Genomic DNA, 20,125 nt, shown 5'->3' with positions numbered 1-20,125 from the left:
ACCGTCCTTAGTACATTAAAATGACGACCAACGCCGCCGTAAGCGCCCCTAAGCTTCTCCACATCTTGCCGTACCGCGCCTGCTCCTCCCGCGCCGTCTCTTCCTCCGCGCGCAATTGGGCGATCGCGAGCCGAAGATGCTTCGCCTGGTCGTCCCGATCGGTCATCCCGAGCGTCGGCGCCAGCGCGAGCAGCGACGCCTTCTCCGGACCTTGGAGCGCCGTCGCCGACCAGACGGCGTTCACCGCCTCCTTCCAGCAATCGCCCGCCGTCCGCTCCGACCGCGCATCGGCCATTCGGGCCGCCGCGTCCGCGAACAGAAGGGATACGGGCTTCTGCGTCGCCGACGCCACCCGGTTCAGCGCCTCCGGCAGCGGCGACAGCCCGTAGACGATCTCCGACTCGAGCGTCCCGAGCGCCGCCCCGAGCAGGCGCAGCTCCTTCGGGCGACGGGCGTATCGGGAAGCCTGCGCGAAGCCGTAGGCGGTGCCGGCGGCCAAGATCATCGTCGCGCCGATCCACTTCAGCATCCGGTCGCCCCCTTCCGTTCCAGCGTCGCCGGGGGCGCCGCGGCCGGCCGCGACGGCGGCAGCCGGCGTCCGTCGGCGTCGCGCACGTCGAGCACCGTGCCCGTCGGTCCGCTGGCGGCGAGCGTCACGATGCGCGTGAACACGCGCGCTTCGAACAGGGCGGCAAGCGACGGCCGGCCGCGAACCTCGTCCGCGTCCCGGCCGTGCGCGGTGGCGATGACGGCGATGCCCGCGTGAAGCGCCTCCATCACCGCCTCCGCGTCCTCCAGCCGGCCGAGCTCGTCGACGACGAGCACCTCCGGCGACAGCGCGCGGATCATCAGCATCATGCCTTCCGCCTTCGGACAGGCATCCAGCACGTCCGTCCGCGGGCCGACGTCGAACGTCGGCTTGCCGTCGACGGCGGCCGCGATCTCCGACCGTTCGTCGACGATGCCGACCTTGCGCGCCCGATCCCGCCGATCGATCGCCGTTCGGCCGCTCCAGCCGCCGGTCGAGACGAGGCGGGCCGCGTCCCGCAGGAGCGTCGTCTTGCCTCGCTGCGGCGGAGAGACGATCAAGGTGTGATGCAGCCGGCGCGACTCCGCGTCCCACAGCCGGGGGAGCAGCGCGCTTGCGCAGCCCTTCACCTCTCGGGCGATGCGAAGATTGAAGCCGCCGATATGCTGCAGCGTTCTGATCGCACCGCGCTCCAGCGCCGCCCGCCCCGCCAGACCGATGCGATGGCCGCCCTGCACGGTAATGTAACCGCGGCGGAGCTGCTCTTCCATCGTATAGACCGAGTGGTTCGTAATCCGGTCCAGCAGCTTCAAGCAATCGTCGCGCGTCGGCCGGAAAGCGGCTTCGATCCGCAGCGTCGGGCTTCCGTCGGGCTCCACGAACGTGTAGTCGCCCGCCGCGACGATTTCCAGCGGCCGCCCGTCCCGCACCCGGATTTCCTCGGCTCGGGACGTCCAATCGGCGGGCAAACGCGACAGAACGGTTCGAATCGACCCCGGCAGCCACTCCAGCACGGCGTTCCACATCGTCATCTCCCCTTTCGCCGCGTCGGCGGTTGTCGTAAGTCCGGCTTGGCCTAACTTACAACCATATGTATGCTTGGCCTATCGAATTATGACAAGCTACTTTTTCAGAATGCCGATTAATAGACAAGCTACCCCCACGGCGACCCAAGCCAACTTGCCGAAAGAGAGCTTATCCGTAATGCCGACGAGCCCGAGCGCCGTAATCGAAATAAAGATGATCGGCCCGACCAAGGCCAGCGACGAGTTGATGACGAGCGCCTTCTCTACACTGGCGAGCCTGTAAATGAGAAAGGCCGCCATCAACTCGATGGACCCCGACAACACTCTCAGCAGCGCCATACTGACTACGATTTTATCGACCATACCGCGTCCTCCCCCGCTATCGCGAACGAACTTGTACATATATATGCGGGCTCGTCTCGGTTTAGCATCATGGGCACACCCCCATCCGACCATGCATATATTGCATTCAGAAACGAACAATTCTATTAAACCAGCGAGGAGTTATTCGAATGGACCAAACTTCTAGATTGGATTGGCATCCGTCCCTCGCCGATCCGACCGGACGAAGGACCGCGAAACCCCGAACGACCGGTCGCACGATGGTGATCGACAAGGGACTCGGGCTCCGCGCGTTCGAGGATATGCTTCGGGTGGCGGCGCCCTATATCGACGTCGTGAAGCTCGGCTTCGGCACCTCGGCGTTATATCCCGAGGAAGAGCTGAGGCGCAAAATCGAGACGGCGCGCGAAGCCGGGCTGCTGATTATGCCGGGAGGCACGTTCCTCGAAGTCGCTGTATCGCAAAACCTCGTCGACACGTTTTTGGCGACCGCGCGGGGCTTCGGCTTCACGGCGGTCGAGGTGTCCGACGGCACGATCGAGATGAACCGGGACCAACGCAGCGCGCTGATCGTTAAGGCGATCGACGTCGGCTTCACGGTCGTGACGGAGTACGGCAAGAAAATTTTCGGATCGGGGATCGAAACGGAGGAGCTCGCCCGAACGGTGGAGATCGACACGGCGCTCGGAGCGACGTTCGTCACGATCGAAGCGAGGGAGTCGGGCAAGGGCGTAGGAATTTTCGACGAAAACGGCGTTTGCAAAACGGACGATCTGGACGGGATTATGCACTGCGTGCCGGATAGCTCCGTGCTGATGTGGGAAGCGCCGCTCAAGTCGCAACAGGCGGAGTTGCTGCAGGCGCTCGGCCCGAACTTGAACATCGGCAACGTCGCGCCGGAAGACGTGCTGTCGCTCGAAGCGCTGCGCCGCGGCCTTCGGTCGGATACGTTCCACCTAGGCATGCAAGCGAGAGTGTAGTCGGCGGCGATAAAGAGTGAAGACGGTTGCGTATCGATTGCATCTCTACGGTTAGCGAGACGTTCGAGCGACGAGCGCGGCGCCGAATAGGAGACGTTCGCGCCGGAAGACGGACTGTTCGCGGGCATGATCGCGAAGCGGATTAAAGAAGAGGTCTGACGGCATGTCGCGACCGACGACTTGGCCGCCGCGATGGAAGGGGCGTACCGTCATTTCGAGCATCGGTTGGAGGATGCGCTGTTAGGCTCGGACACAGGGAGCCGCCTCGTCGCGTTAGGGTATCGCGAGGACGTCGTCTTCTGCGCCCGGCGCGACGTCTATCGGCTCACGCCGATCCTGTCCGGCGGGGAATTGCGGCCGTTCGAGTGCGGACTAGGGTTGTTCTAGAATCGTCGACGCCGTTCATAGAATGTAGAGAATCCAATAGGACAGGAGTCTCGCGATGAACGGTGAATTGCTATTGGTCATTCTAATCATCATCGGCATGGTGGGCCGGTCCCACATTATTACGACGGCCGCCTGCGTCCTGCTGATCATCAAGCTGGTCTCCCTCGAGCGGTATTTGCCCACGATCGAACGACGCGGACTCGAGTTCGGCTTATTGTTTTTGACCATGGGCGTCCTCGTTCCGTTCGCGAGCGAGCGGATCGCGCAGAAGGACATCTTAGCCGTGTTTACGAGCTGGCCCGGCGTTCTCGCCCTTCTCGGCGGCGCGATCGCCACCTATATGAACGGCAAAGGCTTGGATTTGCTGAAGCTTGATCCCGAGCTCATCGTCGGGCTCGTGATCGGATCGATCTTCGGCATTTTGTTTTTGCGAGGCATTCCGGTCGGTCCCCTCATGGCCGCGGGCATTACGGCGTTCCTGCTGAAGGTTTTCACCTTTTTGTTCGATAAATTCAAGTGGTGACCTGGATGGACGGAAATTCGAACCGCTCGGCGCGATCGGCGCCCGGCGGTTCTTCTTTTGGGCAGGCGGGGGGCGCGCGGACACGAAAAAAAAGGCCGTTCGGTTCGAGTAAGGATACTCAAACCGAACGGCCTCTTGCATAAGCTTACCGACGTTCGGACGGTCCGCCGACGAACGCTTGCTCCGTCGAGTCCAGTCCGTATGCCGTATGGCAGGCGCGCACGACGTCTTGGAATTTGTCCGCGTCGATGACGCAGGACACTTTGATTTCCGACGTACTGACCATCTTGATGCTGACGCCTTGGCTCGAGATCGCGTCGAACATCTTCGCCGCGACGCCCGGGTTGCTTACCATGCCGGCGCCTACGATCGACACCTTCACGAGATTCGTCTCGCTCGTCACGTCGTCGAAGCCGACGTCGTTCTGCATGCCTCGCAAAATCGTCACCGCTTGCTCCGCGTCGCTCGATCCCGTCGAGAAGGAGAAATCCGCTTTGCCGTTCTGAACGCCGCTCTGTACGATGATATCGACGTTAATGCCGGCATCGCCGAGCGCCGTAAACACCTTCGCCAGCTGCCCCGGCACGTCCTTCACGCCCAAAATGCTGATTCTCGCCACGTTCTTGTCGTATGCGATGCCGCTGACGACTACGCCTTGCTCCATGGATGCGTCCTCCTTCACGATCGTACCTTCGTTGTAAGTAAAGCTGGACCGTACGACGAGCGGCACCGAATAATGCTTCGCGTATTCGACCGCGCGCGGATGCAGCACCGCCGCGCCGAGATTCGCGAGCTCCAGCATCTCGTCGTACGAAATTTCGTTCAGCTTGCGCGCCACCTTCACGATGCGCGGGTCCGTCGAATAGATGCCGTCGACGTCCGTATAGATTTCGCACAAGTCCGCCTTCAGCGCGGCGGCGAGCGCCACGGCCGTCGTGTCCGAGCCGCCGCGGCCGAGCGTCGTGATTTCGCCGTCTTCGGTCATGCCTTGGAAGCCTGCGACGACGACGATCTTGTCCTCGTCCAGCGCTTTATGAATGCGGTCCGGTCGAATGTCGCTGATGCGCGCGCGGCCGTGCGCCGCCTCCGTCGTCATGCCCGCCTGCCAGCCGGTATACGAGACGGCGCCTTCGCCGTGCGTATGAATCGTCATCGACAGCAGCGCTACCGATACTTGTTCGCCGGTCGTGAGCAGCATGTCCATCTCTCTCGCGGACGGCTGGTCGGTCAGCTGCTTCGATAAATCGATCAAGTCGTCGGTCGTGTCGCCCATGGCGGATACGACGACGACGACGCGGTTTCCTTCGCGTTTCTTCTCTACGACCCGCTTCGCGACGCGCTTCATGCGCTCCGCGTCGCCGACCGAGCTTCCCCCGAACTTCATCACCACTAACGCCAAAGAACTCTCACTCCCTTAAGAAGCTTTCTTTCGAGCATACATATTGAAACATTATACCATAGGGCAAGAGCGCAATCATGACAAAAAATCGAAATGCGCGCGCAGCAAAAAACCGCCGCTCCTGCGAGCGGCGGTCCGGATTGCTTACGCTCTCGATATGTACTTGCCTTCCCGCGTATCGATGAGCAGCACGTCGCCTTCGTTGATGAAGAGCGGCACCTGAACGGTGAGGCCGGTTTCGAGCGTCGCGTTCTTCGTCGCGCCTTGCGCCGTGTTGCCCTTAATGCCCGGCTCCGTCTCCGTGACCTTCAGCTCGACGCTGTTCGGCAGCTGAATGCCGATGATTTCGCCTTGGTACGAGCTGATGTTAATGACCATATTTTCGATCAAGAACTTCTTTTCCCACTCGAGCTGCTTCTCCGCCAACGTAATTTGGTCGTACGTCTCGTTGTCCATGAACGTATATTCGCTGCCCGAGTTGTACAAATACTGCATCGCGCGGTTGTCGATGACGGCGCGGGAGACGTTCTCGCCCGCGCGGAACGTCTTCTCGACGACGTTGCCGTTCCGGAGGCCTTTCAATTTGGAGCGCACGAACGCGGCGCCTTTGCCCGGCTTTACGTGTTGGAAATCAATGACCGTGTAAATGTCGCCGTCTACTTCGATGGTAAGACCCGTTTTAAAATCGTTAACTGAAATCACTGGTTCGTCCTCCTAGAGTGTAATAAAGTCCTTCGTCGATTTCGTCAGGATCTCGCAGCCGTTCTCCGTTACGACGACGATATCTTCGATGCGAACGCCCCCGAAGCCGGGCAAGTAGATGCCTGGCTCCACGGTTACGACCATGCCGGGCTCGAGCCTCGCTTCCTCCGTCTTGCTAAGGCGCGGACTCTCGTGGATGTCCATGCCGACGGCGTGTCCCGTGCCGTGCCCGAAGTTGTCGCCGTACCCGCGCGCGGCGATGACGTTCCGCGCGAGCGCGTCGCCTTCGCGTCCGGTGATGCCGGGTTTGATGCCCGCGAGCGCGGCCATCTGCGCTTCCAGCACGATGTCGTAAATTTCCCGATGCTTCGGCGTCGGGGTGCCGATCACGACCGTGCGGGTCATGTCCGAGCAATACCCATCGTACAACGCGCCGAAATCCATCTTGACGAATTCGTTCGTCCCGATGACGCGTTCGCCGGCGACGCCGTGCGGCAGCGCGGAACGCTCGCCGGAAGCGATGATCGTGTCGAACGAAGGGCCCTTCGCGCCTTGCTTCTTCATGAAGCTCTCAAGCTCGAGCGCCGCGTCGATCTCGCGCATGCCCGGGCGCAGCGTCTTCAGCATAAACTCGAAGCCCGCGTCCGCGATCGCGACCGCCTTGCGAATGACGGCGAGCTCCGCTTCGTCTTTAATCCGGCGCAGCTTCTCGACCATTCCGTCGGTCGGCGTCAGCTCGATGCCCCCGAGGTCTCTTCCGTAAGACAAATACGCGCCGTAGCTGACGTGCTGCTGCTCGAAGCCGAGCCGCGAGATGCCCGCCGCGCGAAGCGCGTCGCCGACGGAGGAGAGCGGAGACGTTCCGTGCTCGACGATGTCGAAGCCCGTCGCCTGCTCGTTCGCCTGCGTTACATAACGGAAGTCCGTGAACAGCAGCGCGCGGGTTGCGGTTACGACGACATATCCTGCGGAGCCGGTAAATCCGGACAGGTACCGCCGGTTGACCGGATTCGTGACGAGCAGCGCTTCGAGCCCCTCGCCTTCCATGGCGGCGCGGAGCTTCGTCAGCCGGTGTTCGGTATTGGCCATGTCACTCACCCTTTACGTTGTCAAGTTGTGCAACGATCGCCTTCAGCGCCAGCTCGTACCCGATCGGGCCGAGACCGGCGATGACGCCGAGCATGACGGGAGCCGTCACGGAGACGTGACGGAACGGCTCCCGCTTATATACGTTGGATAGATGCACCTCGATCGCCGGCAGCTCCACCGCGGCGATCGCGTCTCGAATGGCATAGCTGTAATGCGTGAACGCGCCGGGGTTCATGACGATGCCGTCGGCCGTCTCCCGCGCCCGATGGATTTCGTCGATCAACGCGCCTTCATGGTTCGATTGAAAGCAACGAACCTCAACGCCGAGCCGTTCCGCGAGGGCGGTCAGGTTCCGTTCGATTTCGGCCAAAGACATCGTGCCGTATACGTTCTTTTCCCGCCACCCAAGCGTATTTAGGTTCGGGCCGTTGAGCACCAACACCGTCTTCAAGAGCCGCACCACCTTCTCTTTTTGCACCAAGAGCCATTTTACCATAGATTTCCCCGGTTTGAGAACAGCCCATTGGAAAGTGCGACGGAGGATTCGGTTTTAATGGGGGGGCGCAACCGGGTTCTCTCTTATCCGGCGCTCCTCGTCCGTAAATTCGTAATTCACGGTATACCCGATGAAGACGCCCCACAAGACGAAGATGGAGCCGTCCAGCCAGATCGAATCCCAATCGAGACGGCCGAGGGGGAGCAGCATGCCGAGCAGCGGACCGACGACCAAGTAGACGGCGACGAACCAGACGACGCCGAACGCGACGCCGGGCCAGGGCCCCTTCAGCTTATATGCGGTGAACGTATAAAGCAGCGCGGCGACGATCGACATGGCGATGAAGGACGCGTACCCGACGAGAAAGCCGCCCGTTCCGGCCAGAAAATCGTGCAGGAAGAACGGTTCCACCAGAAAGCCCGGAACGACGTCGGTGAAGCCGAAATAGTAAAACATCCACCGGACGCCGCCCCAGATCGCTCCCGCGAAGAAGCCTAGGTTAAGAGCGAAAGGAAGCTTTTTCGTTCGGACGACCGTCTGGACGCCGGCCGCTTTCGGATCGGAATCTTTAGGATGTGGCATAGTGGTTCGGTCTCTCCTTCGTGGAAACGTAGATACGCAGTAGTATGCTTCAACGGCCGCGGTCGTAAACGAGCGGGGAGGGTTTCCGGTGGCAAACGGGGGTGGAATCCGGTACAATGAAGGAAACGCATATTTCGCGAGACGCGAGGAGGAACGCCAATTGTCTGAAGTGAAAGCACCGGTCGCCTATGGCGGACAAGCGGTCATCGAGGGCGTCATGTTCGCCGGTCGGACCGTCAACGTCACCGCCGTACGGAAGAAAGACCGTTCCATCGCATATTTCGAATCCCCTAGAACCGAGAAGGCTTGGGTGACGAAGCTGAAGAAAGTTCCGCTCCTTCGGGGGATCGTCGCCTTGCTCGATTCCAGCGCGAAGGGATCGCAGCATCTTAATTTTTCCGCGGAGTCGTACGCCGAGGGCGAAGCGGGAGAATCGGGAGAAGTCGCTCCGAAGGAACCTGAGAAGAAGTCGATGTCCGACAACTTGACCATGATTCTCGGCGTCGCGGTCGTCGGCGTCCTGTCGTTTTTGGCCGGCAAGCTGATTTTCACGTTAGTTCCGGCCGCCCTCGAGAGCATGCTGTTCGAAGGCAGCTTCGAGAGCATCTTTCTTCATAACTTGATCGAAGGAGGCATTAAGCTCGTTCTCTTGATCGGCTACATTCTCTTGATCGCCCAGACCCCGCTCATCAAGCGGTTGTTCCAGTACCACGGCGCGGAACATAAGGTCATTACCGCCTATGAGAACGGGGATCCGCTGACGGTCGAGAACGTCCAGAAATATAACACGCTGCACTATCGCTGCGGCAGCAGTTTTCTTGTATTGACCGTGCTGGTCGGCATCTTATTATATTCGTTGCCTATCTTTACGTGGGATTCCATCTGGGAACGTCTCGGCATCCGCATCTTGCTGCTGCCGGTCGTCATCGGGGTATCGTACGAGGTGCTTCGCTTTACGAACAGCGTGCGCGACATCCCGCTGCTCCGGTACTTGGGATATCCGGGGCTGTGGCTTCAGTTGCTCACGACGAAGCAGCCGACGGACGATCAGGTCGAAGTCGCGATCGCCTCGTTCCAGCGCATGCTCGAAGCGGACCGGAACAACGCCGTCCGCCTCGTCGAACCGGGCAAAGCCGTAGGAGCGTGACGACATGAGAGGACCGCGTAAGCAGAACCTGCTGTTTTACGTTATCGTCGGATTGATCGCCATCGGCATTCTGAGCATGATCGTACGGAACCCTAGCGGTGCGATTATCCCGGTCGTCGTGTTGGGCGGCGTCTTTCTTCTTTATAAGTACCCGCCTCAACGCTGGAAATTTCTACGGAACGACCGTCGCGACGGCTCCGGGATGTGGGGCGCGTCGGACGGCGGCGTCCGGAAGGGCCGTACGACGAAGCGGGCCAAGTTCCGCGTCATTCAAGGCAATAAGCCGGACGACGACGATAAGCCGAAATATCATTAAACTCTCTTCTTAGCCGGAGGGCCCGACGGGTCCACGGCTATTTTCGTGATAAGCTCCGGCCGTACCTTCTTGATCCACTGATCCAATTCGTTCGAATAGCCGGTGAACGTCCATCCGGAGAAAAATTCGTCCCCCGCCTTCATCCCCGACTCGAACAGTTCCTTCAGCTTATCTTCCTGTATCGAAAATTCCGTCGTATGCACCATATCGGACATGATCTTCACCGTGCGGAATCGGCTATGCCTCTCGATATATCGGAGATCGTGCGCGACGGACATCGTGGAGAACAGCGCTTGCAGCATCGTAATCGGTCCCCGAATCGTACGAGGGCCGGGATCCTTCGAACCGACGAGCTGGAACCCGATCGTCGGCACCTTCAACGGCCATTCTTTAATGTCCTTGTCGAAAATCCATAGCGGATAATTGCTGAGGATCGCGCCGTCCACGATATAAGTCGGCTTCCCGAACACCGGCACCCGCTTCCCCGGCTCGCGCCGCTTCACGCGAAATTTGACCGGATCGAAAAAGAACGGAAGGCTGCAGCTCATGCGCACCGCCTTGGCGACGGAAAACCGCATCGGGTCGACGCCGTATTGCGCGATGTCTTCGGGCAATACGAGCATCTTGCCGAGGGAAATGTCGGACGCCACGACGCGCAGCGCGTTGGGAGGCAAATCCGCGAACGTACGAATCCCTTTGCGAGCCAGCACTGCTTCGATCCACTCCTCGAGCGGATCGCCTGAATACAAGCCTTTCTTTAGAAACAGCCGAATCGCCGGACCGACGACATATATATAATGAAACCAGTTTTTCTGAACGAAGCTGCCGAACGGCGTCTCCAGTAACAGATCCCGCATTTCCTCGCCCGTGTAGCCGGCCGCGAGCAGCGCCGCCACGATCGCTCCGACCGACGTGCCCGCCGTCTGATGGAAGGTGATGCCCCTCCGCTCCGCCGCGTAGACGGCGCCGACCAAGCCGATTCCCTTCACGCCGCCGCCCTGAAACACTCCGTTCACGCGCATCCGCCGCCGCCTCCTCATGAACGTTCATCACAAGTATGTATGCGGATGCGGCGCGTCCCGATGCTAACGAACGAAAAAAAGCGCCCATCGCGGACGCTTTACGATTCCAAATCCATTTGTTCTTTCACTGAACGGAGCTGCTCCAGCCGCTCCGGCTCCCGCCTGAAATATTCCACGAGCGATTCGATGCAAGCGATCGAATCCGTGCTTAAATGATGTTCGATGCCTTCGACGTCTTTATAGATATTCTCTTCCTTCACGCCGATCGTCTCCAGAAACTGCTCGAGCAGATGATGGCGTTCGACGAGCCTCTTCCCGATTCGCTTGCCCTTCGGCGTTAAGATCAACCCTCGATACTTCTCGTATACCAAATACTCGTCTTTATCCAGCTTCTGGATCATCTTCGTCGCGGACGAAGGGTGCACTTCCAAGCCTTCGGCAATGTCGGCCACCCGCGCATATCCCTTCTCGTCGATCAGACGGTAGATGCGCTCCAAATAATCTTCCATGCTTGGCGTCGGCACACCCAGCTTCCCCTTCCAATTGGATTGCGTACTTGTACTATACCGTGCGGAGCCGCCTAACGCAAGAAAACGACCTCTTTTTCCCTCGATTGCCCCCCGACGGCCATAGGCAACCTAAGCGAAAAAAGGAGGCGCGACGATGGCGACGCAAACCCCGGTCAAGCCGACGTCCGAGCTGAAGACGTTCATCCCGGAGCTCGTCTATTTCGAGCCGGACGCGCTGACGTATCCGATGGGCGAGCGCATCCGCAAGTGGGCCCAGGATCAAGGCTTGCCGATCCATATGACGACTTCGCATAACCGCATCACGAATTTGCCCGGGGAGGGCGAGCTCGAGAAGTACCGCATCGCGAAGCGAACGCTCGTCGTCGGCGTCCGCAAGACGCTCGACTTCGACCAGTCGAAGCCGTCGGCCGAATACGCGATTCCGATCGCGACCGGCTGCATGGCGCACTGCCATTATTGCTATCTTCAGACGACGCTCGGCGCGAAGCCGTATGTGCGCATCTACGTCAATATCGACGACATCGTCGCTCGCGCGGCGAAATACATCGAAGAACGCCGGCCCGAAATTACCCGCTTCGAGGCGGCTTGTACGTCCGACCCGGTCGGTCTCGAGCACATCTCCGGATCGCTTGCGCGCTTAATCGAATTTATGGCGAAGCAGGAGCACGGACGGCTTCGGTTCGTGACGAAGTTCAACAACGTCGAGCCGCTGCTCGGACTCGAGCATAACGGCCATACGCGCATTCGGTTCAGCGTGAACGCCGATTACGTCATCCGGCACTTCGAGCCGGGCACGTCCAGCTTCGCCGATCGCATCGCGGCCGCGGGCAAGGTCGCGCGCGCCGGCTACCCGCTCGGGTTCATCATCGCGCCGATTATTTGGTACGAAGGCTGGGAGGACGGCTACGCGGAACTGCTTAGCAAGCTGAAGGCCGAGGTGCCGCCGGAGGCGGAGCCGACGCTGACGTTCGAATTGATTCAGCACCGCTTCACGAAGACGGCCAAACGGGTCATCGAGGCGCGGTATCCGAAGTCGAAGCTGGAGATGGACGAGGCGAAGAGGAAATATAAGTGGGGACGTTGGGGGCAAGGCAAATACGTGTATCGGGACGAGCAGGCGACCGCCCTTCGGGAGTGGATCGCGGAGCAAATCTTCGCGAACTTCCCGAAGGCGACGATCGATTATTTCACGTAGCGACTTACACGATGCGAACGCTTAGAACTTAAGCCATTCCGGCGTAATCGCATTGAACCATACCGTGATACGCAGCATCTGCCCGGAATAGAGCAGTATGCCGAAGATGATCAAAAGTACGCCGCCGACCTTCATAATGGCGTTCGAATACCGCAAGATCCACTTGGTGGAGCCGAGGAAGAACGCCATGAGGAAGAACGGCACGGCGAAGCCGAGCGTATAAGCGGTCGTCAAGCGAAACCAGATGCCCGGCTCCGTCGTCGCGAGGCCGATAATCGCCGAGAAGATCGGCCCGATGCAAGGCGACCAGCCGGCCGCGAAGCCGATGCCGATCAAGAACGAGCCGACGTACGTCGCCGGCTTGCCGCCGACGTTCAGCTTCATCTCCCGCATCAGGAATTGAGGCTGGAATATGCCGAGCAGAAACAAACCGACGAGAATGAGCAGCACGGCGGACAGCTTGGCGATCAGCTCTTGATAGTCGCGGAAAATTTCCGCCACGAAGCCTGCGCCGGCGCCGAACGCATAATAGACGACCGAGAAACCGAGAATGAAGAAAAAAGTGTGGCTGAGCGTTCGCAGCCGCACTTCTTTCGTCTGGTCGGTTTTCAGTTGCGCTACAGAAATGCCGGATATATACGAAAGATAGGATGGGTACAAGGGCAAACAGCAGGGCGAAATGAACGACGCCAGCCCCGCGAGGAACGCAACCCAAATCGTAACGTCCATGAACGGTTCTCCTCCGCGCTTTCCGCGCCGTTGAAACTTATAACCGGAACCCCTTCTTAAGCATAAGGAGACCGATCAGCATCGCGATTAATAATAACACAATGGAGGCCCCCGGCGCCAAGTTGAACGTCCCCGCGCCGATCAGCCCGAACAAAACCGCGATTTCCGAGAAGACGACCGCCAGAATGAGCGAGCGCTTGAAGCTCTTCGCCACCAACAGGCTGCAAGCGACCGGAATCGTGATGAGCGCGGAGACGAGCAGCGCGCCGACGATCTTGATCGCGACGGAGATGACGAGCGCCGTCAGCACCGTCAACGTCAGATTGAGCGCCCGCACCGGGAGGCCTCCGACGCTTGCGGCGTCCTCGTCGAACGTAAGCAGGAAATATTCCTTCGTATGCGTCGCGATGACGCCGAGGACGACGATCGAGACGCCGAGAATCGTATACAAGTCTAGCATATCGAGCGAGTAGATGCTGCCGAAGAAGTAGCTGGTGACATTGATGTTAAAGCCTTGCCCCAGCGTAAACAAGAACGTCGCCAGCGCGACCCCGCCGGACATGATAATCGCGATCGACAGCTCGGCGTACGTCCGATACGCGCTGCGTAGCCGCTCGATGGCGATCGCGGCGAGCAGCGAAAAGACGAGGCCGACGCCGACCGGGTACACATTGATTAAGAAGCCGAGCGCGATGCCCGCGATCGATACGTGCGAGATCGTATCCCCGATCATCGACAGACGCCGCAGCACGAGGAACATGCCGAGCAGAGGCGCCATGCCGCCGATCAAGAGGCCGCCGATCAGCGCACGTTGAAAGAACGGAAATGTAAAGATGTCCCACATGCGGCTCCCCGCCTCCCCTATTGGTACGCGGGAATCGGTTCGCTCGCGCCCGGCCAATCCTTGAGCGCGTGCGTCAGGTCCGTCTCGCGGCAGGACGCCGCGCCGTCCATCGATTTCACGTAAAATTTTAATTTGCCGCTCGTCGCGGCCGGGCTGTCCCCAAGGTAGGCGCGCATCATGTCGACGTCGTGCGATACCATAAGGAACGCTATATTATGATGCGCGTGCATATGGCGCAGCATCGAGAAGAACGACCGCTGCGTCTCCGCGTCGATGCCGACCGTCGGCTCGTCTAAAATAAGCAGCTCGGGGTTGCCGACGAGCGCCCGCGCGAGGAACGCGCGCTGCTGCTGCCCGCCGGACAGCTGCCCGATGCGTCGGTCGGCGAGGTCCGCGATTTGCATCGCGTACAAAGCGTCGTCGCATCGCTGCCGATCCTCGGCCGTAATGCGACGATAAAGCTTCCGCTTGCCGTACAGCCCCGACAGCACGACTTCCCTCACCGTCGCAGGAAACAGCGGATTGAGGGCGTTCTTCTGCGGCACATAGCCGATACGGCTCCATTCGTCGAACTGCCGAATGGGCTTCCCGAACAGCAGCAGCTCGCCCGACGTCGGCTTCAGCAAGCCCACCAGCGTCTTCAATAGCGTCGTCTTTCCGGCGCCGTTGGAGCCGATCAGCCCGACGAAATCGCGCGCGTTCATTTGAAAGCTCAAGTCCTCGATGACCTTCTTGTCGTCGTAAGAGAAGCTCAAGTTCCGCACTTCGATGACCGGAGCCATTAGTATCCCTCCTTATTTTAGCGCCTTCGCCAATTGCTCTAGGTTTTTCTCCATCAAAGAGATATATGTTTCTCCCGCGTCTCGCTCCGCTTCCGTCAACCCTTCGAGCGGGTGCAGCGGCAGCGTCTCGACGCCCAGGTCGTTCGCGAGCGTCTTCGCCAGTTTATCCGAGACGAGTTCTTCCGTGAAGATGAACCGCACGTCGTGCTCCTTGACGAAATCGCTGATTTTCTTCAAATCGTGCGCCGTCGGCTCCCCGTCCGGCGTTAGGCCCATGATCGGCATCTGCACGAGGCCGTAATCTCGGGCCAAATAACCGAACGCCTGATGAGAGACGACCATCTCTTTATTGACGACTTGAGACAGTCGATCCGTGTACGCTTTGTCGAGCGCGGCCAATTCCGCCTTCAGCGCCTCGAAGTTTCGCTCGTATTCGGCGGCGTGCGCCGGGTCGGCTTGCTTCAGACCTTCCAGCAAATTGCTCGCCATCTGCATCGCGGATCGAGGGCTGAGCCATGTGTGCGGATCGAAATCGCCATGGTTGTGACCGTCGCCGGCGGCGTGCTCATCCGCTTGTTCGGCCGCGTGCTCGTCGGCATGTTCTTCCTCGTGCTCGTGCGCGTGCTCGTCGGCATGCTCTTCCTCGCGCGCATGTTCCTCTTCGGCATGAGCTTCTTCCGCATGCGCGTTTTCCGACGCTTTCATCAGCTCGATGCCGCGGCTCGCTTCGACGATGACGAGCCCCTTCGTATCGATGCCCCCGAGCACGTCGTCCGTCCATCCCTCGAAGCCCGCCCCTTGATAGGCGAACACTTGCGCTTTCGTGATGTTGGCCATATCCTGGCTCTTCGGCGTCCAGTCGTGCGGCTCTACGCCGGCCGGAATCATGTTGATCGCGTTCACGTATTCCCCGCCGATCGTTCGCGCGAAATCGTAGAGCGGGAAGAACGACGTCACGACGTTCACTTTCTCCTCTTGGATCGCGCTCCCGCTTTGGGAAGCGCAGCCTGTCGTCGCCGCGAGGGCCGCGGCCAATCCGATCGTCAAGAGCGTATTACGTTTCATCCGTTTCATCCGTATCCTCCGATAGGCACCGTATACATGTGCGTTTCTTTTATTCGTAAACGTTCCGATTTACTTTAAAGATTATACGGGCCCTACCGGAAATATGTCAACGGTTTAATCGTAAATATTACTATTTAACTTTCGCTCCGTTCGGAATATCGCCATCGATCGTCGCAAGCGTCAGCATATCGCCGGCCGACGCCGCGAGAATCATGCCTTGCGACAGCTCGCCGCGCAGCTTGACCGGCTTCAAATTCGTCACGCAGATGATCTTCTTGCCGACGAGCGCTTCCGGCTTGTAATACATCGCGATGCCCGACACGACCTGACGGCGCTCCGTTCCGAGATCGAGCTGCAGCTTCAGGAGCTTGTCGGCCTTCGGCACCGGCTCCGCGGCGACGATCTGCGCGACACGCAGTTCGACCTTCGCGAATTCGTCGATGCCGATGAGCGCGACGCCCTCCGGTTGTTCGCCGAGCGGCGCTTCGCCCTTCGGCGTCTCCGCCTTCGGCTGCGGCGCTTCCGCGGGAGCCGGGGCCGCGGAGCCGCCGCTGATCTTCGACGCGAGGTACGAAACTTCCGCTTCCGCGTCCAGACGCGGGAACATCGGCTCCGCTTTGTTCACCTTCGTGCCGCTCGGCAGCTTCCCGAACGTCGCGGCGCTCTCCCAATCGAAGTCCGCCTCCGCGAGGCCGAGCTGCGCCTGCATCGCCGCCGGCGTCGCGACCATGAACGGCCGAATGAGCACCGAAACGATGCGCAGACTTTCCGCCAGATGGTACATCACGGAGCCGAGCTGCTCGCGCTTGCCTTCTTCCTTGACGAGGCTCCACGGCTGCGTCTCGTCGATATATTTGTTCGTGCGCGAGATCAGCTGCCAGATCGCGGTCAGCGCCGCGGAAAACTGCATCGCGTCCATCGCTTCCTCGACCTTGCGGACCGTCTCGGCCGCCGTCTCGACGAGCGAAGCGTCGAACTCGGTCGCGTTAGGCACGTACGCCGGGATCTTGCCGTTGAAATATTTGTCGATCATCACGATCGTCCGGTTCAGCAGATTGCCGAGGTCGTTCGCCAGATCGTAGTTGATTCGCTCGATGAAGCCTTCCGGCGTGAACGTGCCGTCCGTGCCGAACGGCACCTCTCTCATCAAGAAATAGCGCAGCGCATCCAATCCGTACTTATCGATGAGAACGACGGGGTCGATGACGTTGCCCTTCGACTTCGACATTTTGCCTTCCTTCGTGACGAACCAGCCGTGCGCGAACACCTTCTTCGGCAGCGGCTCTCCGAGCGCCATCAACATGATCGGCCAATAGATCGTGTGGAAGCGGACGATCTCCTTGCCGACCAAATGCACGTCCGCCGGCCAGTAGTTCCGGTACAACGTATCGTCGTCCGAGCCGTAACCTAACGCGGTAATATAATTCGACAGCGCGTCGATCCACACGTACACGACGTGTCTCGGGTCGGACGGCACCTTCACGCCCCAATCGAACGTCGTCCGCGACACCGCCAAATCCTCGAGACCGGGCTTGATGAAGTTGTTGATCATCTCGTTTTTGCGCGATTCCGGTTCGATAAAGCCCGGGTTTTGTTCGTAGAATTGCAGCAGCCGATCCGCGTACTTGCTCATCCGGAAGAAATAGCATTCCTCCCGCACCTTCTCGACCTCGCGGCCGCAGTCCGGACACTTGCCGCCCTCGAGCTGCCGCTCCGTGAAGAACGCCTCGTCCGGCGTGCAATACCATCCCTCGTACGTCCCGAGGTAGATGTCGTCTTGCTCCAGCAATCGTTGGAAAATGCGTTCGACCGACCGCTTATGCCGCTCCTCGGTCGTGCGAATGAAATCGTCGTGCGTAATTTGCAGCTTCGTCCACAAATCTTGAATGCCGGCGACGATGACGTCGACGTATTGCTGCGGCGTAACGCCCTTTTCCTTCGCCTTGCGTTCGATCTTCTGCCCGTGCTCGTCGGTGCCGGTCAGGAAGCGCACGTCGTAGCCGCGCAGCCGCTTGTACCGCGCCATGACGTCGGCCGCGACGGTGCAGTACGCGTGGCCGATATGCAGCTTGTCGCTCGGATAATAGATCGGGGTCGTGATGTAAAAGGTTTTCCGTGTTTCGCTCATGTTCTCGATTCCTCCATATGCATAATAAAAAGCCCCCGTCCCGGTCAAGGGACGAGAGCTGCATTAGCGCTCACGCGGTACCACCCAAGTTCCCGAAGAGCTCGCGCCGCTTCGGCTTGTCGAGTTCGACGATTCGTCGAACTGAGTCTCCGTTAACGCCGGATGACGTGCCCGCCTTGCGCGACGAATCGTAGATTCGAGTCCCGCTCGACGGCCATTTCTCCGAGACCATCTTCCGGATTCCGATTATGCCGGCTTTCACCTGTTCCGGCTCTCTGCGATAATCGAACGGCTCCGTACTCATCTCATCATGGAAACGATTGTGTGTATTTACTCAACACTATAGTGGTCCGGCTTTCGGAAGTCAAGCGAGCCGGGCGCCGCCGTCGAACGGATTCTAATTTTCCCGCTTGGGCGGGACCGGATCGATGCCTCCGGGATGGAACGGATGGCAGCGCGCGATCCGCTTGGCCGCCAGCCACCCGCCCCGCAGCGGCCCGTGCACGTCGATCGCCTCGAGCGCGTACGCGGAGCAGCTCGGATAGTACCGGCACGTCGGCGGCAGCAGCGGCGAGATCGCCTTGCGGTAGACGTGAATCGGCGCTTTGACGATGCTTCGCATCATCGCCCGGCCCCTCCGGCCTCCGCTTGCGGACCGCACGCTTCGCAGTAACCGAACAGCTCGAACTTATGCTTTACGACGCTGAAGCCTTGCGGCAGCTCCACTTGAATGTCGAGCGGACAGAACGGGACGGCGTACGTCTTCTCGCAATGCAAGCAGATCGCATGATGATGGTGCCCGTGCTCCCGGCAGTGCGCCTTAAACTTCACGCCGTCCTCGAAGACGAATTGCTCGAGCACGTCCATCTCTTGCAACACTCGCAAATTGCGGTACACCGTATCGAAGCTGAGCCCGCCGTACGTCTTGCCCATCTCGTCGTATACGTCCTTCGCGGACAAATAGCCCGGCGCCTCCGCGAACAGCCGCGCCAACGTGCGGCGCTGGTCGGTCACGCGCAGCCCGCGCTTCGACATCGCGTCGATCATTTCTTGCGCCAGCATGCTTGTTCCTCCGCTCCCCTGAGAATAGTACCTTTAATTGTGCACCAAAACGGCGTTCCCGTCAAAGCGGCGGCCGCCTTTTCCATTTTCCATAGTTACACAATAGAAAAAGCTCCTCGCGATCCGGACGGCCCGGTGCGGGGAGCTTGCCTTCGCGAAAGATGCTTACGTCACCTTGACGATCGTGCCCCTCGCTTGCGATTCCATCGCGGCCAAGATGACCGCCAGCGACTTCGCGCCTTCTTCGCCGGAGATCGAAGGGGGCGTCTTCGTTACGATCGAATCGACGAACGCGTCGATGACGCCGCTCGCCAGCTGCTTCTCGTTCGTGGAGATGCCGCCGACTTTATGCTTCTCCACGGAACCGTCGCGCAGCTCGACGATGACTTGGTCGTCCGGGTGCGTGCCGATCTTCATGACGCCGTTCTCGCACCATAGCACCGTGCTGTTGTCCTCGCCCCGGTAGTACGTCCAGGACGCGACGAGCGTGCCGATCGCGCCGCTCTTCATGCGCAGAATGCAAGTCGCGTTATCGTCGACGTCCGTATCTTCTTTATGCAGCGTGCCGACGAAGGCGCCTACGTCCTCCACCTCGTCGTCCAGCATCCAGCGGATCAAGTCGGCCTTATGTACGCCGAGATCGCCCATCGCGCCGACGTACGCCTTGGACTTCTGGAAGAACCAGCCGCCCTTGCCCTCCACGCTCCAGCCCTCCGGCCCCGGATGACCGAACGACGTGCGGAACGTCAATACGCTGCCGAGCTTGCCGGATTTCAAAATCTCCTTCGCCTTCGCGTGAGGCGGCATAAACCGTTGGTTGTGCCCGATCATCAAATACACGCCGTTCTTGCGCGCCGCATCGATCATCTGCCGCGCTTCTTCCGCGGAGACGGCCATCGGTTTCTCGCATAGGACGTGCGCGCCCGCGTTCGCCGCGTCGATCGAGACCGGCGCATGCAGCGCGTTCGGCGTGCAGACGCTGACCGCGCCGGGCTTCTCCGCCGCGAGCATCGTCTTATGGTCCGTGTACACGTTGCCGCCGTACTGCCCCGACAGCCTCTGCGCGCGTTCCGCGACGGGATCGACGAAGGCGACGAGCTCGACGTCTTCGCGGGCCGCATATTCGGGGACGTGGCGATGAATGGCGATCGAACCGCATCCGATGACGGCGACTCTAAGTTTCGACATGGTTGAGAACCTCCTTCTACTCGTTCGCACCTATCATAAACCAAAAGCGGTCTTCGAATGCAT

General features: G+C 60.0%; 23 protein-coding genes and 1 pseudogene. 6 read left to right on the top strand and 18 right to left on the bottom strand.

All coding sequences use genetic code 11. The features are described 5' to 3' along the window. Positions 1-7: 7 nt before the first annotated feature. The 3 genes from spoIIIAB to FE782_RS06350 form a co-directional block, all read right to left on the bottom strand. A complete protein-coding gene (spoIIIAB, locus tag FE782_RS06360; protein WP_138193230.1) occupies positions 8-529 on the bottom strand; it encodes a stage III sporulation protein SpoIIIAB in 522 nt (173 codons plus the stop codon). Beyond that, positions 523-1,554 (bottom strand): stage III sporulation protein AA, encoded by a 1,032-nt coding sequence (spoIIIAA, locus tag FE782_RS06355; RefSeq protein WP_138193506.1) that lies wholly within the window; start codon positions 1,552-1,554, stop codon positions 523-525. The genes spoIIIAB and spoIIIAA overlap by 7 nt, the downstream gene beginning before the upstream one ends. Before the next feature lie 96 nt (positions 1,555-1,650). Beyond that, on the bottom strand, positions 1,651-1,917 hold the full coding sequence (locus tag FE782_RS06350; protein ID WP_138193229.1) for a YqhV family protein: 267 nt from the start codon (positions 1,915-1,917) through the stop codon (positions 1,651-1,653). A 149-nt stretch (positions 1,918-2,066) separates the two neighbouring features. Between FE782_RS06350 and comA the strand changes: the two genes are divergently transcribed. The 3 genes and pseudogenes from comA to FE782_RS06335 all read left to right on the top strand — a co-directional run bounded on the left by comA (position 2,067) and on the right by FE782_RS06335 (position 3,786). Then, entirely contained in the window at positions 2,067-2,876 is an 810-nt protein-coding gene (gene comA, locus FE782_RS06345) for a phosphosulfolactate synthase (protein ID WP_138193228.1), read from the top strand. 177 nt (positions 2,877-3,053) lie between these two features. Then, positions 3,054-3,263: pseudogene (locus tag FE782_RS06340) on the top strand (2-phosphosulfolactate phosphatase); the annotation flags it as partial. Between the two features lie 55 nt (positions 3,264-3,318). Next, complete coding sequence (locus FE782_RS06335) at positions 3,319-3,786, top strand: DUF441 domain-containing protein (RefSeq protein WP_138193226.1); 468 nt, start codon at positions 3,319-3,321, stop codon at positions 3,784-3,786. Between the two features lie 145 nt (positions 3,787-3,931). Here the strand turns inward: FE782_RS06335 and FE782_RS06330 are convergent, their stop codons facing one another. The 5 genes from FE782_RS06330 to FE782_RS06310 all read right to left on the bottom strand — a co-directional run bounded on the left by FE782_RS06330 (position 3,932) and on the right by FE782_RS06310 (position 8,054). Continuing rightward, on the bottom strand, positions 3,932-5,185 hold the full coding sequence (locus tag FE782_RS06330) for an aspartate kinase (RefSeq protein WP_138193225.1): 1,254 nt from the start codon (positions 5,183-5,185) through the stop codon (positions 3,932-3,934). A 144-nt stretch (positions 5,186-5,329) separates the two neighbouring features. Beyond that, complete coding sequence (gene efp / locus FE782_RS06325) at positions 5,330-5,887, bottom strand: elongation factor P (RefSeq protein ID WP_138193224.1); 558 nt, start codon at positions 5,885-5,887, stop codon at positions 5,330-5,332. A 12-nt stretch (positions 5,888-5,899) separates the two neighbouring features. Then, entirely contained in the window at positions 5,900-6,976 is a 1,077-nt protein-coding gene (locus FE782_RS06320; RefSeq protein ID WP_138193223.1) for a M24 family metallopeptidase, read from the bottom strand. Between the two features lies 1 nt (position 6,977). Next, complete coding sequence (gene aroQ / locus FE782_RS06315) at positions 6,978-7,427, bottom strand: type II 3-dehydroquinate dehydratase (protein WP_138193505.1); 450 nt, start codon at positions 7,425-7,427, stop codon at positions 6,978-6,980. A 99-nt stretch (positions 7,428-7,526) separates the two neighbouring features. After that, positions 7,527-8,054 carry a YqhR family membrane protein gene (locus FE782_RS06310; protein ID WP_138193222.1) on the bottom strand — a complete coding sequence of 176 codons (528 nt, stop codon included), beginning with the start codon at positions 8,052-8,054 and terminating at the stop codon, positions 7,527-7,529. A gap of 160 nt (positions 8,055-8,214) precedes the next feature. Between FE782_RS06310 and FE782_RS06305 the strand changes: the two genes are divergently transcribed. Together FE782_RS06305 and FE782_RS06300 are read left to right on the top strand one after the other, a co-directional pair. After that, on the top strand, positions 8,215-9,201 hold the full coding sequence (locus FE782_RS06305; RefSeq protein WP_138193221.1) for a DUF1385 domain-containing protein: 987 nt from the start codon (positions 8,215-8,217) through the stop codon (positions 9,199-9,201). A gap of 4 nt (positions 9,202-9,205) precedes the next feature. Then, positions 9,206-9,517: a hypothetical protein gene (locus FE782_RS06300; RefSeq protein ID WP_138193220.1), complete on the top strand. Its 312-nt coding sequence runs from the start codon at positions 9,206-9,208 to the stop codon at positions 9,515-9,517. Here the strand turns inward: FE782_RS06300 and FE782_RS06295 are convergent. Both FE782_RS06295 and mntR read right to left on the bottom strand, forming a co-directional pair. Continuing rightward, positions 9,514-10,539 carry a patatin-like phospholipase family protein gene (locus tag FE782_RS06295; RefSeq protein ID WP_138193219.1) on the bottom strand — a complete coding sequence of 342 codons (1,026 nt, stop codon included), beginning with the start codon at positions 10,537-10,539 and terminating at the stop codon, positions 9,514-9,516. The genes FE782_RS06300 and FE782_RS06295 overlap by 4 nt on opposite strands. Positions 10,540-10,637: 98 nt before the next feature. Then, entirely contained in the window at positions 10,638-11,063 is a 426-nt protein-coding gene (gene mntR, locus FE782_RS06290) for a transcriptional regulator MntR (RefSeq protein WP_138193218.1), read from the bottom strand. Between the two features lie 139 nt (positions 11,064-11,202). On the opposite strand from mntR, the gene splB reads away from it, so the two are divergent. Beyond that, the gene (gene splB / locus FE782_RS06285; RefSeq protein ID WP_138193217.1) at positions 11,203-12,264 is read left to right on the top strand and encodes a spore photoproduct lyase; all 1,062 of its coding nucleotides are present in this window, start codon (positions 11,203-11,205) and stop codon (positions 12,262-12,264) included. A gap of 21 nt (positions 12,265-12,285) precedes the next feature. On the opposite strand, the gene FE782_RS06280 is transcribed toward splB, so the two are convergent. From FE782_RS06280 to FE782_RS06245, 8 genes are all read right to left on the bottom strand, one after another. After that, a complete protein-coding gene (locus FE782_RS06280; protein ID WP_138193216.1) occupies positions 12,286-12,993 on the bottom strand; it encodes a cytochrome c biogenesis CcdA family protein in 708 nt (235 codons plus the stop codon). 37 nt (positions 12,994-13,030) lie between these two features. After that, positions 13,031-13,837: a metal ABC transporter permease gene (locus tag FE782_RS06275; RefSeq protein WP_138193215.1), complete on the bottom strand. Its 807-nt coding sequence runs from the start codon at positions 13,835-13,837 to the stop codon at positions 13,031-13,033. A 17-nt stretch (positions 13,838-13,854) separates the two neighbouring features. Further along, positions 13,855-14,619 carry a metal ABC transporter ATP-binding protein gene (locus FE782_RS06270; RefSeq protein ID WP_138193214.1) on the bottom strand — a complete coding sequence of 255 codons (765 nt, stop codon included), beginning with the start codon at positions 14,617-14,619 and terminating at the stop codon, positions 13,855-13,857. A 12-nt stretch (positions 14,620-14,631) separates the two neighbouring features. Further along, positions 14,632-15,693, bottom strand: coding sequence for a metal ABC transporter substrate-binding protein (locus FE782_RS06265; protein ID WP_138193213.1), 1,062 nt, complete (start codon positions 15,691-15,693; stop codon positions 14,632-14,634). A 121-nt stretch (positions 15,694-15,814) separates the two neighbouring features. After that, entirely contained in the window at positions 15,815-17,812 is a 1,998-nt protein-coding gene (metG, locus tag FE782_RS06260; RefSeq protein WP_138193212.1) for a methionine--tRNA ligase, read from the bottom strand. Between the two features lie 397 nt (positions 17,813-18,209). Further along, positions 18,210-18,434 carry a membrane protein insertion efficiency factor YidD gene (gene yidD, locus FE782_RS06255; protein WP_138193504.1) on the bottom strand — a complete coding sequence of 75 codons (225 nt, stop codon included), beginning with the start codon at positions 18,432-18,434 and terminating at the stop codon, positions 18,210-18,212. Continuing rightward, on the bottom strand, positions 18,434-18,874 hold the full coding sequence (locus FE782_RS06250; protein WP_138193211.1) for a Fur family transcriptional regulator: 441 nt from the start codon (positions 18,872-18,874) through the stop codon (positions 18,434-18,436). The genes yidD and FE782_RS06250 overlap by 1 nt, the downstream gene beginning before the upstream one ends. Before the next feature lie 165 nt (positions 18,875-19,039). Further along, complete coding sequence (locus tag FE782_RS06245) at positions 19,040-20,062, bottom strand: Gfo/Idh/MocA family protein (protein ID WP_138193210.1); 1,023 nt, start codon at positions 20,060-20,062, stop codon at positions 19,040-19,042. Positions 20,063-20,125 lie beyond the last annotated feature (63 nt).

It is taken from the genome of Paenibacillus antri (genome assembly GCF_005765165.1).
Lineage (GTDB): Bacteria > Bacillota > Bacilli > Paenibacillales > YIM-B00363 > Paenibacillus_AE > Paenibacillus_AE antri.
Note: the sequence above shows the minus strand (reverse complement) of the source record. Positions and strands in the feature narration are given on the sequence as shown.

Coding starts and splice junctions, on each gene's coding strand:
- spoIIIAB (WP_138193230.1), bottom strand. CDS start 529: ATGCTGAAGTGGATCGGCGCGACGATGATCTTGGCCGCCGGCACCGCC.
- spoIIIAA (WP_138193506.1), bottom strand. CDS start 1,554: ATGTGGAACGCCGTGCTGGAGTGGCTGCCGGGGTCGATTCGAACCGTT.
- FE782_RS06350 (WP_138193229.1), bottom strand. CDS start 1,917: ATGGTCGATAAAATCGTAGTCAGTATGGCGCTGCTGAGAGTGTTGTCG.
- comA (WP_138193228.1), top strand. CDS start 2,067: ATGGACCAAACTTCTAGATTGGATTGGCATCCGTCCCTCGCCGATCCG.
- FE782_RS06335 (WP_138193226.1), top strand. CDS start 3,319: ATGAACGGTGAATTGCTATTGGTCATTCTAATCATCATCGGCATGGTG.
- FE782_RS06320 (WP_138193223.1), bottom strand. CDS start 6,976: ATGGCCAATACCGAACACCGGCTGACGAAGCTCCGCGCCGCCATGGAA.
- FE782_RS06310 (WP_138193222.1), bottom strand. CDS start 8,054: ATGCCACATCCTAAAGATTCCGATCCGAAAGCGGCCGGCGTCCAGACG.
- FE782_RS06300 (WP_138193220.1), top strand. CDS start 9,206: ATGAGAGGACCGCGTAAGCAGAACCTGCTGTTTTACGTTATCGTCGGA.
- FE782_RS06295 (WP_138193219.1), bottom strand. CDS start 10,539: ATGCGCGTGAACGGAGTGTTTCAGGGCGGCGGCGTGAAGGGAATCGGC.
- splB (WP_138193217.1), top strand. CDS start 11,203: ATGGCGACGCAAACCCCGGTCAAGCCGACGTCCGAGCTGAAGACGTTC.
- FE782_RS06280 (WP_138193216.1), bottom strand. CDS start 12,993: ATGGACGTTACGATTTGGGTTGCGTTCCTCGCGGGGCTGGCGTCGTTC.
- FE782_RS06275 (WP_138193215.1), bottom strand. CDS start 13,837: ATGTGGGACATCTTTACATTTCCGTTCTTTCAACGTGCGCTGATCGGC.
- FE782_RS06270 (WP_138193214.1), bottom strand. CDS start 14,619: ATGGCTCCGGTCATCGAAGTGCGGAACTTGAGCTTCTCTTACGACGAC.
- FE782_RS06265 (WP_138193213.1), bottom strand. CDS start 15,693: ATGAAACGGATGAAACGTAATACGCTCTTGACGATCGGATTGGCCGCG.
- metG (WP_138193212.1), bottom strand. CDS start 17,812: ATGAGCGAAACACGGAAAACCTTTTACATCACGACCCCGATCTATTAT.
- yidD (WP_138193504.1), bottom strand. CDS start 18,434: ATGCGAAGCATCGTCAAAGCGCCGATTCACGTCTACCGCAAGGCGATC.
- FE782_RS06250 (WP_138193211.1), bottom strand. CDS start 18,874: ATGCTGGCGCAAGAAATGATCGACGCGATGTCGAAGCGCGGGCTGCGC.
- FE782_RS06245 (WP_138193210.1), bottom strand. CDS start 20,062: ATGTCGAAACTTAGAGTCGCCGTCATCGGATGCGGTTCGATCGCCATT.